Origin of the sequence: Stappia sp. BW2 (genome assembly GCF_008107695.1) — a bacterium.
Classification (GTDB): Bacteria; Pseudomonadota; Alphaproteobacteria; order Rhizobiales; family Stappiaceae; genus Roseibium.
Window position 1 is genome coordinate 1 of sequence record NZ_VIRG01000006.1, and the last position, 378, is coordinate 378.

The 378-nt window shown below is 52.6% G+C and carries 1 protein-coding gene; it reads left to right on the forward strand.

Annotated features, from left to right (window positions below; all coding sequences use genetic code 11):
* On the forward strand, window positions 1–378 hold a 378-nt coding region (locus tag FMN63_RS00030; RefSeq protein WP_286192507.1), incomplete at both ends, for a transporter associated domain-containing protein.

Below are 378 nucleotides of genomic sequence, written 5' to 3' on the forward strand. Positions count from 1 at the left end.
AAGGTACGCCGCTCAGCACGCAGTTGGTAAAGTTTCAGCGCAACAAAAAGAAAGTCGGCCTGGTCGTCAACGAGTATGGAGACATTCAGGGGCTGGTGACGGTTGAAGATATTCTGGAAGAGATTGTCGGCGATTTCACTACGTCGATGTCGCCAACACTTGCCGAAGAGGTCACGCCGCAAAACGACGGTTCGGTGATTATCGATGGCACCGCCAACGTGCGGGAAATCAACAAAGCCTTTAACTGGCATCTACCGGAAGATGATGCCCGCACGGTTAATGGCGTCATTCTTGAGGCACTGGAAGAGATCCCTGTCGCAGGCACCCGCGTGCGTATTGGCGAGTACGATATCGATATTCTCGACGTACAGGTCGATA